The 15,681-nt window shown below is 57.4% G+C and carries 8 protein-coding genes and 2 pseudogenes; 9 read left to right on the top strand and 1 reads right to left on the bottom strand.

What is annotated here, in order from left to right:
- The first annotated feature begins 13 nt into the window (after positions 1 to 13).
- From tssH to IM290_RS13940, 8 genes are all read left to right on the top strand, one after another.
- On the top strand, positions 14 to 2,629 hold the full coding sequence (gene tssH / locus IM290_RS13975; protein WP_032648551.1) for a type VI secretion system ATPase TssH: 2,616 nt from the start codon (positions 14 to 16) through the stop codon (positions 2,627 to 2,629).
- A gap of 24 nt (positions 2,630 to 2,653) precedes the next feature.
- Positions 2,654 to 4,087 (top strand): serine/threonine-protein kinase, encoded by a 1,434-nt coding sequence (locus IM290_RS13970; RefSeq protein WP_045348631.1) that lies wholly within the window; start codon positions 2,654 to 2,656, stop codon positions 4,085 to 4,087.
- A gap of 25 nt (positions 4,088 to 4,112) precedes the next feature.
- A complete protein-coding gene (locus IM290_RS13965) occupies positions 4,113 to 5,579 on the top strand; it encodes a hypothetical protein (protein ID WP_017384289.1) in 1,467 nt (488 codons plus the stop codon).
- 11 nt (positions 5,580 to 5,590) lie between these two features.
- On the top strand, positions 5,591 to 6,337 hold the full coding sequence (locus IM290_RS13960) for an ankyrin repeat domain-containing protein (protein ID WP_032103586.1): 747 nt from the start codon (positions 5,591 to 5,593) through the stop codon (positions 6,335 to 6,337).
- 197 nt (positions 6,338 to 6,534) lie between these two features.
- Positions 6,535 to 8,457 (top strand): type VI secretion system Vgr family protein, encoded by a 1,923-nt coding sequence (locus IM290_RS13955; RefSeq protein ID WP_165747035.1) that lies wholly within the window; start codon positions 6,535 to 6,537, stop codon positions 8,455 to 8,457.
- A 75-nt stretch (positions 8,458 to 8,532) separates the two neighbouring features.
- A complete protein-coding gene (locus tag IM290_RS13950) occupies positions 8,533 to 8,973 on the top strand; it encodes a DcrB-related protein (RefSeq protein ID WP_193042414.1) in 441 nt (146 codons plus the stop codon).
- Positions 8,974 to 8,976: 3 nt separating this feature from the next.
- Positions 8,977 to 13,335, top strand: a complete 4,359-nt coding sequence (locus tag IM290_RS13945) for an RHS repeat-associated core domain-containing protein (RefSeq protein WP_193042415.1) — start codon at positions 8,977 to 8,979, stop codon at positions 13,333 to 13,335.
- Positions 13,292 to 14,080 (top strand): macro domain-containing protein, encoded by a 789-nt coding sequence (locus IM290_RS13940; protein WP_052683444.1) that lies wholly within the window; start codon positions 13,292 to 13,294, stop codon positions 14,078 to 14,080. The genes IM290_RS13945 and IM290_RS13940 overlap by 44 nt, the downstream gene beginning before the upstream one ends.
- Positions 14,081 to 14,629: 549 nt before the next feature.
- Here the strand turns inward: IM290_RS13940 and IM290_RS13935 are convergent.
- Positions 14,630 to 15,027, bottom strand: a pseudogene (locus tag IM290_RS13935) (DUF933 domain-containing protein); the annotation flags it as partial.
- Between IM290_RS13935 and IM290_RS13930 the strand changes: the two are divergent.
- Positions 15,023 to 15,681, top strand: a pseudogene (locus IM290_RS13930) (RHS repeat domain-containing protein); the annotation flags it as partial. The pseudogenes IM290_RS13935 and IM290_RS13930 overlap by 5 nt on opposite strands.

Here is a 15,681-nt window from a genome sequence, read left to right as displayed (position 1 = left end):
AATGGAAACTAACATGTCAGAAATTAGCCGTGCCGTGCTTTTCGGCAAACTGGATACGCTGTTATTCACCTCTCTGGAAAGCGCGACTGCCTTCTGTAAGCTGCGTGGCAACCCGTACGTTGAGCTGGTGCACTGGTTGCATCAGCTGATGCAGCAGCAGGATGGCGATCTGCAACAGGTCATTCGTCACTTCGCCCTTGATGAACAGCAGCTGACACGCGATATCGTGGCGGCGCTGGATGCCCTGCCGCGTGGCGCGAGTTCTGTGTCTGATCTTTCCGAGCATATCGACAGCGCCGTCGAGCGCGCATGGGTCTACGGCTCGCTGAAGTTTGGCGTCAGCCGCATCCGCGGCGGCCATTTGCTGATCGGCATACTGAAAACGTGGAATCTGGCTAACGTGCTGAAAAGCATTTCGGCGCAGTTCACCCGTCTTAACGTCGAGGTGCTGATCGAGCAGTTCGACGCCATTTGCGCCAGCAGCAAAGAGAGCCAGCAGGCCGCCGCCGCTGCGGACGCGCCTGCCGGGGCAGTACCGGCTGCGCAGGGCACGCTGGCGCAGTATGGTCAGGATCTGACGGCGCGCGCCCGGGAAGGGAAAATCGACCCGGTGGTAGGGCGCGATGAAGAGATCCGCCAGATGGTCGATATTCTGATGCGTCGTCGCCAGAACAACCCCCTGCTGACCGGGGAAGCCGGCGTCGGGAAAACGGCGGTGGTGGAAGGGCTTGCGCTGCGTATCGCTGACGGCGACGTGCCGGAGCCGCTGCAAAACGTTCAGCTGTGGCTGCTGGATATCGGCATGCTTCAGGCCGGCGCGGGCATGAAAGGGGAATTTGAGGCGCGCCTCCAGGCGCTGATTAACGAGGTGCAGTCCAGCGCCACGCCAATTATTCTGTTTATCGATGAGATCCACACCCTGATTGGCGCTGGCGGTCAGCAGGGCACCGGCGATGCCGCTAACCTGCTCAAACCTGCCCTGGCGCGCGGGCAACTGCGCACCATCGGCGCGACCACCTGGGCGGAATACAAAAAATACATTGAGAAAGATCCGGCGCTGACCCGCCGTTTCCAGACCGTACAGGTTCACGAGCCGGACGAAGCCAAAGCCGTGCTGATGCTGCGCAGCACCGTGTCGCCGCTGGAAACTCATCATCAGGTTTTACTTCTCGACGAAGCGGTCAGCGCGGCGGTGAAACTGTCGCATCGCTATATTCCTGCGCGTCAGCTGCCGGATAAAGCGGTGGCGCTGCTGGACACCGCCTGCGCGCGCGTGGCCGTCAGCCAGAGCGCGCCGCCTGCCCAGCTGGAAGATTGTCTGCGTCACCTGGCGGCCCTGGACGTGGAGCTGGAGATTGCTGAACGCGAAGCGCGCGTGGGGGCGGGCGATCCGGCGCGTGTGGCGGCCTTAACCGCCGAACGTGACGCGTTCGAAACCCAGCGCGAAGCCCTGGCTCGTCGCTGGGAAGAAGAGCGCACGCGGGTGCAGGAGATTATCCGTCTGCGTGCCGCGCTGTTTGCGGCGGGTGATGAGGATACGGCTGAACTGCGCGGCCAGCTGGCAGAACAGCAGCAGGCGCTGAAGACCTTACAGGGTGACGAACCGCTGCTGTTTGCCGCGGTGGATGAGAACGTGGTGGCTGCGGTGGTCTCAGACTGGACCGGGATCCCGCTGGGCCGGATGGTGAAAAATGAGATTGACGCGGTGCTGAACCTGGCCGACACGCTGAACCAGCGGGTTATTGGTCAGCGTCACGGTCTGGATCTGATTGCCCGTCGGGTAAAAACCTCGCGGGCGAAGCTTGACGATCCGAACAAACCGGTCGGTGTATTCATGCTCTGCGGGCCATCCGGCGTGGGTAAAACCGAAACCGCACTGGCGCTGGCGGAGTCCCTTTACGGCGGCGAGCAGAACGTCATTACCATCAACATGAGTGAATTCCAGGAAGCGCACACCGTTTCGACGTTAAAAGGTGCGCCTCCGGGCTATGTGGGCTATGGTGAAGGCGGCGTCTTAACCGAGGCCGTGCGCCGCCGTCCCTACAGCGTGGTGCTGCTGGACGAAATTGAAAAAGCGCACCCGGACGTGCACGAGATCTTCTTCCAGGTCTTCGACAAGGGCTGGATGGAGGACGGCGAAGGGCGTCACATTGATTTCCGTAACACCATTATTATTCTGACCTCTAACGTCGGCACCGACCTGATCGCAGCCATGTGCGCCGACCCGGAACTGATGCCGGAGCCTGACGCGTTAAGCGGCGCCCTGCGCCAGCCGCTGCTGGAGGTGTTCCCGCCTGCGCTGCTGGGCCGCCTGCTGGTGGTGCCGTATTACCCGCTGAGTGACGAGATGCTGGGGCAGATTGTGCGTCTTCAGCTCAGGCGCATTCAGCGTCGTCTGGAAGAGAATCACAACATTATTTCTGAATTTGACGACAGCGTGGTCGAACAGATTGTTCAGCGCTGTACCGAGGTTGAGTCGGGCGGGCGTATGGTGGATGCGATTCTGACCAATACGTTGCTGCCTCAGATGAGCCAGATTTTACTTACCGCCAGCCGCAGCGACGAGCAGTACCGACGTCTGCATGTCACCTGCGAGCAGGGCGAGTTCCACTGTCAGTTTGCCGCGTAATAATCATCAAGAGAACTGTAAAAGATGACGGATAATGATAACAATCGGACTGTCCCAAACGCGCTCCCGGTCGGGTACCGTTTCAATGAGTTTGAGATAAAAGAGGTGATTGGCGGCGGCGGATTCGGCATCGTCTATCGCGCCTGGGATCACCAGCTCGAACGCACTATCGCTATCAAAGAATTTATGCCTTCCTCCCTCGCCGTGCGCGGCGAGGATATGACGCTGGTGCTGCGCAGCGAGCGCTTCGGCAAAGCGTTTTCTGCCGGTCTGAACAGCTTCATCCAGGAAGCCCGCCTGCTGGCGCGCTTTAACCACCCGAACCTGCTGCACGTACTGCGTTTCTGGGTGCAAAACGACACGGCCTATATGGGGACGCTGTTTTACAGCGGTACCACGCTGTCGCGTCTGCGCGAAGAGAAACCGGAGCTGATTAACGAGGCGTGGATCCGCCGCATGCTGCCAATGCTCTTCGGCGCCATCAAAACGATCCACGACGAGGGTTATCTGCACCGCGACATCTCGCTGGATAACATTCAGATTCAGGATAACGGCCTGCCGGTGCTGCTCGATTTCGGATCGGCGCGCCGCACCATCGGTAATCTCTCGGATGAGACGGAAACCATGCTGCGTCCGGGCTTCGCGCCTATCGAGCAGTATACCGACGACAATGAAAGCGAGCAGGGGCCGTGGACGGATATCTACGCGCTCGGCGCCGTATTGCGCACCCTCATCGTCGGCTCTCCGCCGCCGGTCAGCGTGGTGCGTTCGATTCAGGATACCTGCAAACCGCTGGTGGAGCTGATGCCGCAGGGGTATTCCATCCCGTTGCTACAGGCCATCGACAAGGCGCTGGCGCTGCATATGGAAGACCGTCCGCAATCCATTGAGGAGTTCGCGGCGCTGATCGAGATGCCCGTCGCCGGTATCGACGAGGTGCTGACCGCGAAGAAGACCGGCACGATGCTGGTGCCGGTGGAAGAGGAGACATCTGCTTCCGCGCTGGACTGGCGACGTTACAAGCTTCCAGGGCTGGTGGCCGCGGGCGTGCTGGTTGGGGTGGTTGCCGGTGCGATGCTGTTCGGCGGCGGCAGCCAGGAAACGCCAGAGCAGACGGCGCAAACGCCTGCCGTGAGCCCTCCGGCTGAGACCTCCTCCCAGGCGGAGACCAGACCGGCAACGGCAGACGTGAGCGAGCCGGTAGCGTCACCTTCTACGGCGCAGCAGAGTGCGCCGCCTGTCGACGCCAGCCCGGTCGCGCTGGTCTACATCCGCATGCTTGATGGCGAGACGCTGAAGGTGAACGGCGAGTCTAAAGCGCTGCGTCCGGGCAATAACGGTTACGCGTCGCTGAAATTGCCTGCGGGCGAGACCCGCATTGAACTGGAAGGCAATGGAAGAACGCGTACCCAGACGCTGGATATTGCGAAGCCAGGCACCTGGCTGGTGAATCCGTAAGCCTGCGGGTAACAGGACGGAGCGAATGTATAACATCAAGTTTGTCTATCTGTTCCACGAGAACGTCTCGCCAGCGTTGTTTGCGAAAATAATCCGTCCGTCCGTTGCCGGACAGTGGATTATGTCGGTTCCCGACCATTCGCTGCGCTCGCTCTTCACGCGCTACGATCTGCTGCGCACGATCACCGGTGCGAATCCTTATCAGTCCGGGCGCGATACCCGCACGCTGATCGCGCAGGATTTAGAGATGGGCAGAGTGGTTGCCATTGACGAAAGTTTTCGTGACTGGTCATCAGTAACGGAAATTTTTTACATCAATGCCAAAGGGCAACTCCAGGCTGCCTCGCTGGTCGGCCTGGGCTGGTATCCGGTGAGTACGATTGTCGACCGCTACGAAACCATGGTGAGAACGTACGGATCTCGCCCTGCGCCAACGGTACTGCCAAAACAGGTGGTGAAATCTAAAACGGCACAGGTGCCGGATGAACCTACTCCGGGCAAGGACGGTAAAACCTATGCCGGGCAGCTTCAGAAGATGACCAAAGCAGAGCGCTGGCAGGCGCGTAAAGATCTGATTGCGAAGGGGAGCAATAGCCTTTATCCGGATGCCCAGATCGCCGCTAAGCGTCTGGCGGCGAATAATATCGCGGTGGAAAAAGCGAAGCTTGCGGAAAATATTTATAAGACCGTGAACCCGCTGGAAACCACACCGGGCGTGCCGGAGGGGTGGACGGATATCAGTAATGACGATGCGCTGTTAGGAAAGTTCGGGCTGAACAAATCAATGCTCTTTGACGATGATACGTCCCCCAATTTTCTGGCGCGCGTCTATCAACCGAAGCCGGAAGTGTTTGGTACAGATATGAACCCCACACTGGTATTCAGGGGATCGCGCGAGCCTGGTTTCGCCTCTCTGTCTGAGAATGTCTCCTCTTTACTGACCAAAGGGGAGCTGGCGCCGGTGGTAAACGGGGCTGACTGGTCTAATAACTTCTCTCAGGGCATGGGTATGGCTTCAGATTATTATAAAAAGGCCGTGAGTATTGGTAAGGAGCTGGCAAGGTCAGGCCAAAATATTGATATTGCCGGTCATTCCCTTGGCGGTGGCCTCGCCTCTGCAACCTCCATGGGCAGCGGGAAAGCGGGGTGGACGTTCAACGCCGCCGGCCTGAATGCCGGAACCGTAGAAAAATACGGCGGCAAGATATTAGGCAGTACGGATAATATCCAGGCTTATCGGGTTGAAGGTGAGCTGCTGACGAAGATTCAGGAAGTTAACCCCTGGGAGGATCTGAAAACGATGAAAGGGCATGTCCCTTCGTGGATCCTCAAAGAGGAAATCTCTGCGCTGAGCCCTAATGCTGCCGGAATACCCCACGATCTTCCCGGTGGAACCGGAAGCGCGCTGGACCGCCACGGGATTAATCAGGCGATTGATTGCATAGAGCAACAGAAGGACGAGGATATTTCGATAATCGGGAGTCGATTGTGAAAAAACGGTTGATGGCTTTTGTCGCGTTATGTTTTTTATTCATGATTCAGGGGTGTAAGCAGGATATGGACCTTAATCCACAGGACTACTTCAGCGGTCAGCAGCTTGAACTGGCGAAAGCGATTGAAGAAGGCGATGTCGACGCGGTGAAGACGCTTGCACCAGAAAGCGATCTTAATAAACCGGGAAAGCAGGATATGACCCTGCTTTTTTGGGCCATCGGCAACGCGATTAATGATAAAAAAACATCGCCCCATTTAAAGGTGATTACGTTGCTTGTTAAGGCCGGCGCAGATCCGCTCCAGCCTCGACCGCAGGGAAAAAGCAGCCCTGCCGAATTTGCCCTGAAGGGGGACAGCGCAGACTGGATCAACGCTATGCTGGACGGTGGCCTTTCGCCCAATGTGAAAGATAAGGTCTTCCACGAACCCATCATCTTCCAGTCGCTAAAAGCGAAAAATACAGAGACGCTGGAAGCCATGCTCGATAGCGGAGCTGACGTCAATGCAACCAATTCACTGGGTAAAACGCTGGTGTTTGATGCGCTGGATAACCAGGCTTACGATCATGTCTTGTTACTGCTCGATCGTGGAGCGGACCCGTCAGTTAAGGCTAAAAATGGCTGGTCAATGAGTAATGCGCTTGCGGACGCGCTGAGTGGACTGGATAGAGGCAGCGAGCAATACGAGAAGTTAAATGAAATAAAAGAGAAACTTATTCAGAAAGGGGGCGTGTGGCCACCTGCGCCGGTTAAGTGATTGCACAACTGTCATAAAAGCCAGAGATAAGGTTTTTTCCGGAGTTTCCATAAGCCTGCACTCTTTGGATTTATAAAAACGAAAGTTCGTACCTCCAGACAAATCAACCCAGCATTGCATCAATCCAAAACCACCTCGTCGAAATTAGCTTTACGTTCATAAACGTTCCCAGCATAAACCATTACGGAATAAAGATTATGCTCAACCGAATTACCGTCCAGCTCCCGGTTGAGGGGCTGCTTTTCTGGAAACTCTCCGGCCGCGAGGCGATGTCCGAGTCGTTCGCGCTGACGCTGACCCTGCTTGGTACGGACGCGCGCATTGACCGCAGCAAGCTGCTGGGCCAGCCGGTCACGGTGACCATCCCCACGCAGAACCTGCTCACCCCCCGCTATATCAACGGCAAGGTGACGCGCGTGGCGGTGAGCGCCGTGGAGCTGACGGGCACCCGCTACGCGGTGTACCAGCTGACGGTGGAGCCGGACCTGTGGCCGATGAAGCGCGACCGTAACCTGCGTATCTTCCAGGGCCAGACGGTACCGCAGATTGTCAAAACCCTGCTGGGTGAGCATCAGGTTAACCTCGAAGACAAACTTACCGGCAGCTACCGGGTGTGGGACTACTGCGTGCAGTATCAGGAATCGAGCCTGGACTTCATCAGCCGCCTGATGGAGCTGGAGGGGATTGCGTACTACTTCAGCCACGAGGCGGACAAGCATACCCTGGTACTGACCGACGCCGCCACCCAGCACCAGCCGTTCAGCGGCTATGAGGTCATTCCTTACCATCAGACGCCGTCCGGCGGCAGTACGGATGAAGAGGGCATCAGCCAGTGGGCGCTGGAGGACAGCGTCACGCCGGGGATTTACAGCCTCGACGACTATGACTTCCGCAAGCCGAACGCGTGGCTGTTCCAGGCGCAGCAGAACCCGGCGTCCCCGAAACCGGGCAGCATCGACGTGTACGACTGGCCGGGCCGCTTTGTGGAGACAGGGCATGCGGAGTTCTACGCCCGCATCCGTCAGGAGCGCTGGCAGGTGGAGCATCAGCAGATTCAGGCGACGGCCACGGCGGCGGGCATTGCGCCGGGCCACATCTTTACCCTGACCAACGCGCCGTTCTTCAGTGACAACGGCGAGTATCTGGTCACGGCGGCGGGTTACCACTTCGAGGAGAACCGCTACGCGAGCGGTGAGGGGGAAACCATTCACCGCACCGATTTCACCGTTATCCCGGCGTCGGTGTCCTACCGTCCGGCGCAGAGCACGGCGTGGCCGCGCACCTACGGCCCGCAGACGGCGAAAGTCGTGGGACCGCAGGGGGAGAGTATCTGGACGGACAAATATGGCCGCGTGAAGGTGAAGTTCCACTGGGACCGTCTGGCGAAGGGCGATGACACCAGCTCCTGCTGGGTGCGCGTGTCGAGCGCCTGGGCGGGCCAGGGCTACGGCGGGGTGCAGATCCCGCGCGTCGGCGATGAGGTGGTGGTGGACTTTATCAACGGCGACCCGGACCGTCCGATTATCACCGGCCGCGTGTATAACGAAGCCAGCATGCCGCCGTGGGCGCTGCCGGCTGCCGCGACGCAGATGGGCTTTATGAGCCGGACAAAAGACGGTTCCGTGGATAACGCCAACGCCCTGCGCTTTGAGGACAAGGCGGGCGCAGAGCAGGTGTGGATCCAGGCCGAGCGTAACATGGACACCAGCGTTAAAAATGATGAAACGCACAGCGTCGGCGGCGCGCGCAGCCATTACGTGAAGAAAAATGAGCTGCATCGCGTGGAGGCTAATCAGACCCAGGCCGTGAAAGGCGGAACCGAGATCCTGACGGGTAAAGGCAAGCTGGATGCGGCGGTAGAGCAGTATGTTATTGCTTCCGGGACGAAGCTGCGGCTGGTCTCGGGCGAGAGTGCTATTGAGCTTAACGCTAACGGCAAAATTAACCTGATCGGCAAAGAGTTCAACTTCTTCGTTGAAGGGGACGGCTATATCACCACGGGCGGCAAGCTGCACCTGAATACGTCGGGCACCCAACCGGGCACAACAGCACCGGGATCGGGGCATAAAGGGGATATTGATGCGGCGGTGCAGGAGAAATTTACGCCCCCGGAAGAGTAACCGCTTTCTGTCTGCCGCCGGGTTGTCCGTGGCGGCACGTAAAACCCTTTAGCAATTTTAGACGCGAGTTCACCGATGAAATACACCCTCCAGGAAGGTTCCTTTACCCTTTTTCCTGCCGCCTGGCAGGACAACAGCATGAACATCATTCGCGATGACGAAAGCGGGCTGTCCGTGGTGGTCAGCCGCGGCGTTATCCCGGACGGCAGCGACTACGAACAAGAGTTTCACCGGCAGTGGGGCGTGCTGCGTCCTCAGATGGGTGAGATCGCCCAGAGCGAATTTCAGCACGTAAAAGCCGGGCCTGCCGGCAACATTGATGGGGTAGAAGTTGAGACCACCTTTGACCGTAACGGCCAGCGCCTGTGGCAAAAACAGCTGGCCGTACAGACGCCAGGCAAACCGGTACTGATGATTTTTACCCTCTCGGCCTTAAAAGCCTTTACGGAAGAGGACGAGGCGCGCTGGAGCGCACTGAAGCAGAGTCTGACGCTAAACGACAACCGGAATGTGTAAGGCATGAGCGATAACAACGCGGCCCGTAAGGGCGACGAGATTATTCACTCCAGCATTTTTGCTGATATTACCAGCATTGTGGCGGAAGGCGCTGCCTATGCGGTGATTGGCGCGGCGGTGGGCGCGGCAGCGACCGTTGCGGCCCCACTGCTGGGAGCCGGGGCAGCAGCAGCAGGCGTGGCGGCAATTGGCTCCAGCTGTCTGTTGAGCGGCATTATTGGTGGGGTTCTGGCGAACGTCGCCGGGATCACCGACGATATCAGCAACGCCGCTGAAGGGCTGGGTAACGCGCTTTTCCCGCCGTCGCCCGCGGGCAAAATCACCACCGGTTCGAGCAATGTTCTGACAAATAAACTTCCCGCTGCGCGCGCCGCCGGGACGTTAACGCCTGCCGATACCCCGTCCCCTGAGCCGCAGTCGCCGGGCAGCTTTGCCGACTACGCGGGCATGCTGCTCTCCGCTGCCGGACAGTTCGGCAGCGAGATGTGGCAGCCCAGCGTCGCCTCTGCCGCCGCGGGGACCTCGCCGCTGGAAGAAGACAAGGTGGCGTGTGATAAACACTCCGGGCCACAGTATCTGGCGGAAGGATCTAAAAGCGTCTTCATCAACGGACAGCCTGCGGTGCGCGCAAAAGATCGCACCACCTGCGAGGGCACCGTTTCCGACGACGTATCCCCGAACGTGATCATTGGCGGCGACACGCTCACGGTCCGCGACATCAAAAGCGGCAAAACGCCGGGTCTGGCGCTGGGGATGATTGCGCTCTCCCTGCTGCGCGGGCGTCCGGGCAAGATCCTGAAAAACATGCCCTGCGCGCTGGCTGCTGCCGGTGGCGGGATGCTGGCGGATATGGCCGTCAACGCCGTGTTCGGCTCCTCGCACCCGGTTCACGCCGCTACCGGCGTGAAGGTGCTGAATGACGACGACGAACTCGATTTCTCGCTGCCGGGGCGCTTTCCGCTGCGCTGGCAGCGCAGCTACAACAGCCTGACCACCCGCGAAGGGCTGTTTGGTCTGGGCTGGGCTACCACCTTTGACAGCTATCTGACGCTGGAAGAAAACAACGCCACCTGGTTCGATGAAACCGGGCGCGAGCTGAGCTTTGAACTGCCGCCGGTCGACCGCGCGTTTTACAGCATCAGCGAAGGCATTATCATCCGCCGGAATGAGAGCGGAGACGTGGCGATTGCCGACGATGACGGCGCGGTGTGGCGTCTGTATAAACCGACCCGCGCTAACCCCTCCATCCTGCGCCTGGCCTCCCTCAGCGACGAATACGGCAACGCGTTGCTGACGGAATGGGATGAGCACGGGCGGCTGGTAGGTCTGCACGATGAGCCGCGAGCGATCGATGTCACCCTGCGCTATGACGATGAACGTTTCCCGCAGCGCGTTACCTCGGCGAGCCATTTTGACGGCAACCAGACATGGCCGCTGATGCAGTGGGGGTACGACGCGCGCGGCCAACTGGCCAGCGCAACGGATGCCTCCGGCGTGGTCACACGTGAATACCGTTATAACGATGATGGCCTGATGGTCTGGCACCGTCTGCCGGGCGGGCTGGAGAGCGAATACCGCTGGCAAAAATTCGACCACTGGCGCGTGGTGGAAAATCGCACCAGCACCGGCGACGGCTGTCGCTTTACCTACGATTTAGCCGCCGGGCTGACGACCGTCGATCACTACGACGGTCAGACGCGAAAGCATTACTGGAACGCGCAAAACCTGATTGTTCGCTACGTTGACGAGCGCGGTGAGAACTGGCGCTACGAGTGGGATGACAACGAACTCCTCACGCGTCGCATCGATCCGCTGGGTAATGCCGTTACCTTCGTCTATGACGAGATGGGCAACCGGGTGCAGGAGATCGACGCCGACGGCAATACCCGCACCACCACCTGGCTGGAGCACCGTGCGCTTCCGGCGTCCATCATCGAAGCCGACGGTAGCGCCACCCGGTTCCGGTATGACGAACATCACGGGCTGAAACGCGTGGTGGATCCGATGGGGCAGACCTCGCTGCTGCGTCGGGACGAGTTTGGTCAGGTTGTGGAAGAAGTCGATGCCGCCGGGAACAGCCGTTACCAGGAGTACAACGAGGCCGGGCAGATGGTGCGTGCGACGGACTGTTCGGGCCGTGTGACACAATACCGTTATCATCCGCTGGGCTGGCTGGTGGCTGAGATAAGCGCCGACGGCGAAGAGACGCGTTACCGCTACGACGCCGCGGGGCGTCCGGTGCAGCTCGACCGACCAGAAGGCTGGACCGAGTCGCTCAAATGGAACGAACGTGGCCTGCCGGTGAAGCATGCGGGCGCCGACGGGAAAGAGAGCGAGTTCAGATACGACGAGGCAGGGCGCTTAACCGCCACCCGTAATACGCAGGGTGAAGAGGTGCGCCGCCGCTGGGACAGCCGCGGGCGTCTGATTGCCCTGGAAAACGAAAACGGCGAAGCGTATCAGTTCCGCTGGGGCGCAGACTCGCTGCTGCTGGAAGAGGTGGGGCTGGATGGCGTGGCCTCGCAGTATCGCTACGATGCCTGCGGGCGTACGATAGCGCGCACCTTTGCCGCCGGACATCCGGAGGCCATTACCCATTCCTTCGCCTGGAGCGCGAGCGGCCAGCTGGTCGCCCGCACCACGCCGGAGGGGCAGACCCGCTACCACTACACCCCGTCCGGCCTTCTGAGCCGGATTGGGCTGCATCCCGCGCTTTCAGCCGATGCCTGGAGCGCCGAGGCCGAGCAGGAGCTTGTGTTTGAGTATGACGCGCTCGGGCGCGTCACGCGCGAAACGGGCGAACACGGGGAGCTGGCGTGGGAGTATGATGCGCTGGGCAACCGCACCTCTGTCACGCTGCCCGATGGCCGGGAGCTGAAGCAGTTTTACTACGGTAGCGGACATTTGCTCAGCATTGCCCTTGATAAGCTCTCGGTCTCCGACTTTACCCGCGACGAACTCCACCGTGAAACCAGCCGTACGCAGGGGCTGCTGACCACCCGCAGCGAATACGACCGCCTTGGCCGACTGCATCGCCGGGACGTCTTTACCGGCAATGCCCAGCGCCCGTCGCCGCGCCGCTGGTCCCGCCGCTGGGATTACGACTATCGCAATAACCTGGTCCGCGAAGAGCGGGACGATAACCCGTTCAGCTGGTACCGCTGGCAGTATGACAGCGCCGGACGTCTGCTGGTTCAGGACGGCACGCTGCCCGGCCAGGAGCAGTGGCGCTGGGATGCTGCCGGTAACCCGCTCGAAGGCTCTGCTGAGAAGGTCACGCACAACCGCCTGACGCAGCTGAACGGCATTCGCTGGCGCTATGACATCCACGGTCGTACCGTGGAGAAGGATAACGGCCAGACCCGCTGGCACTACCGCTATGACGGCGAGCACCGCCTGACGGAGGTCATCAGCCAGCCGCGGGACCGCAACAGGCCGCAGACGCAGGTCAGCTTCCGCTATGACCCGCTCGGGCGCCGCATCAGCAAAACGCGACGCCAGATGCTGTTTGGGCAGCCGACCGGCAAGCCAGTCACCACCCGGTTTGTATGGGAAGGGTTCCGGCTGTTGCAGGAAGTGCACGGTGATGTGCCGCTGACCTACGTCTACAGCGATCAGGACAGCTACGATCCGCTGGCGCGTATTGACGGCGTTGATGCCCCGGAAATCTTCTGGTTCCACTGTCAGCCCAACGGCACGCCGGAGCGGATGACGGATAGCGAAGGGCAGGTGCGCTGGGAAGGGGTGAACAGCGCCTGGGGCAAACTGCTGCGGGAAAGCGAGACGCAGGTATCAGGATATTCCCAGAACCTGCGTATGCAGGGGCAATACCTGGACCGTGAGACAGGGCTGCACTACAATCTGTTCCGGTATTACGACCCGGACTGCGGACGGTTTACGCAGCAGGACCCGATAGGGCTGGCGGGAGGGATAAACCTTTACCAGTATGCGCCGAATGCGCTGGGATGGGTGGATCCGTGGGGGTTGACTCCTAAAACATTAATTCACTACACGACTGAAGAAGGGATGAAAGGTATCACGGAAAGTGGTGTAATAAGACCTTCATCAGGAGATATACACGCCCGTTTCGGGGATGGACAATACTTCACTAATATCAGACCTGAAATGATTGGCGGACGAACACTCAAAGATGTTGGAGGAACTGGAAAAATGTCTCTGGGTCAATTAGCAGCTGATATATATGGTGATGCGAGGAAATTAAAAGGTATAAGCCATTTTGTCGAAATAGATGTTACTGGCTTAGATGTAATTGAACCCCGGAAAAATACATTTTTGATCTTAAACACAAAAGATCTTGATGTCTCTAAAAGAATTGTTAAAAGTGGGAGGAGTTGTGGTTGAGGTGAAAAAATATTATAAAGGAAGTGTTGATTTTATTGCAGGTGAAGGGACTATTCTCAATGAGTTCATAGGAGAGGTAGCCACGCGACAAATAAATATTATAGATGGTAATTATTATGCTTCTTCCTCTTTGCTAGATAAAAATGAAAAAGTTGGCTTCCTGCTGTATGATGGTAAGAAAAGCGACCTGGACTTAAGTGACGCCGAAGAAATTTCGAATGAGGAATTTGAAGTTTTCTGGCAAACATCAACGAGTTCATTGCAAGAAAAAAAGCGAATAAAATACTTGTTTGGAGATGCTGTGGAACCTTTGAAAAAATCCACAGTTATTGCTCATATTGTGAACAATAAAGGGAAGTGGGGTAAAGGTTTTGTTCTGTCCCTTTCAAATAAATATCCTGCGGCAAAAAAAAGCTATCTTAGTAGCTTCAAAGAAAATAACTTCCCAGAATTAGGAATGGTTGATTTTGTTATGGTTGATGCTCAGGAGAAGATATTTATTGCTAATATGTATGCGCAGGATGGTATAAAGAAAAATATCAACGACAAGAAACAATACGTTTGTTATGACTCTCTGGAAGTTTGTCTTGAAAAATTATCTGACTTTGCTTTAGTGAATCGCCTTTCTGTACAAATGCCAAGGATAGGAGCTGGCCTCGGTGGTGGTGATTGGAATGTCATAGAGTCATTAATACTAAAAAATATTTGCTATAAAATGATTGATTGCAATGTAATAACTTTATAATTTTAAATAAAAATTTAACCATATATTATGGTGTTTCTGGCGGTTTCTTAGGCAAGGTTTTTTATTTAAAAGGGCAAGGACTTAAGTATGATAATATCTATAATAATATACTATTGGACAAGGAAACGAGTTTCACGATGATAAAAAATACGTCGAGGCTTTAGAGCAATACCAAAAAGCCTGGCAAGCTCTTCCTGAGCCAAAGCTCGAATGGGAGCTCGCCAACTGGATCTCTGCCTGCATATACAGCGCATATTTTGATCACGCGGATTACGCTGAGGCAGAGAAATGGGGAGAGACGACATTACGGACACGTGGATCGGATATAGACACTGCACCCTTAATCGATCTCGGCATGGTCTGTTATGAGTTAAATCAATTCGAGGAAGCGTATAAATATTTTAACGATGCTTATAACTACGGCAAAGAGCGTGCGTTTCAGGATAGACCTAAAAAATATCTGGAGTTCTATCTGCGCAAAAGGGGATAAGTTCGTTACTCCATAAAAAAATCCACGCCAAAGCGTGGATTTTTTTCATTCAAAACAAATCAAACGTTAAACAAGAAGTTCATCACGTCGCCATCTTTAACGATGTAATCTTTCCCTTCCGCACGCATCTTGCCTGCTTCTTTCGCGCCTTGCTCACCCTTGTAGGTTATGAAGTCTTCAAACGCGATAGTCTGCGCACGAATGAAGCCTTTCTCGAAGTCGGTGTGGATCTTACCAGCCGCCTGAGGCGCAGTCGCACCCACAGGGATGGTCCACGCACTTCTTTTACGCCCGCGGTGAAGTAGGTTTGCAGGCTGAGCATCTCATGGCCCGCGCGGATCACGCGGTTCAGACCCTGCTCGGCCATGAAATCTTCACGATCGGCGTCGTTCATTTCAGCGATATCGGATTCAACCGCGTTCCAAAACGCTACCACTACAGAACCTTTATCGCTTGAAGAGTCTGCTGAGAAGGTCACGCACAACCGCCTGACGCAGCTCAACGGCATTCGCTGGCGCTGTGACATCCACGGCCGCACCGTGGAGAAGGATAACGGCCAGACCCGCTGGCACTACCGCTACGACGGCGAGCACCGCCTGACGGAGGTCATCAGCCAGCCGCGGGACCGCAACAGGCCGCAGACGCAGGTCAGCTTCCGCTATGACCCACTCGGACGACGCATCAGCAAAACGCGTCGCCAGATGGTGGGCGGACAGCCAACCGGTAACCCAGTCACCACCCGGTTTGTCTGGGAAGGGTTCCGGCTGTTGCAGGAAGTGCACGGTGATGTGCCGCTGACCTACGTCTACAGCGATCAGGACAGCTACGACCCGCTGGCGCGTATCGACGGCGTTGATGCCCCGGAAATCTTCTGGTTCCACTGTCAGCCCAACGGCACGCCGGAGCGGATGACGGATATCGAAGGGCAGGTGCGCTGGGAAGGCGTGAACAGCGTCTGGGGCAAACTGCTGCGGGAAAGCGAGACGCAGGTATCAGGATATTCCCAGAACCTGCGTATGCAGGGGCAATACCTGGACCGTGAGACAGGGCTGCACTACAATCTGTTCCGGTATTATGACCCGGACTGCGGACGATTTACGCAGCAGGACCC

This window comes from Enterobacter cloacae complex sp. S1, from assembly GCF_014930525.1.
Classification (GTDB): Bacteria; Pseudomonadota; Gammaproteobacteria; order Enterobacterales; family Enterobacteriaceae; genus Enterobacter; species Enterobacter hormaechei_C.
Note: the sequence above shows the minus strand (reverse complement) of the source record. Positions and strands in the feature narration are given on the sequence as shown.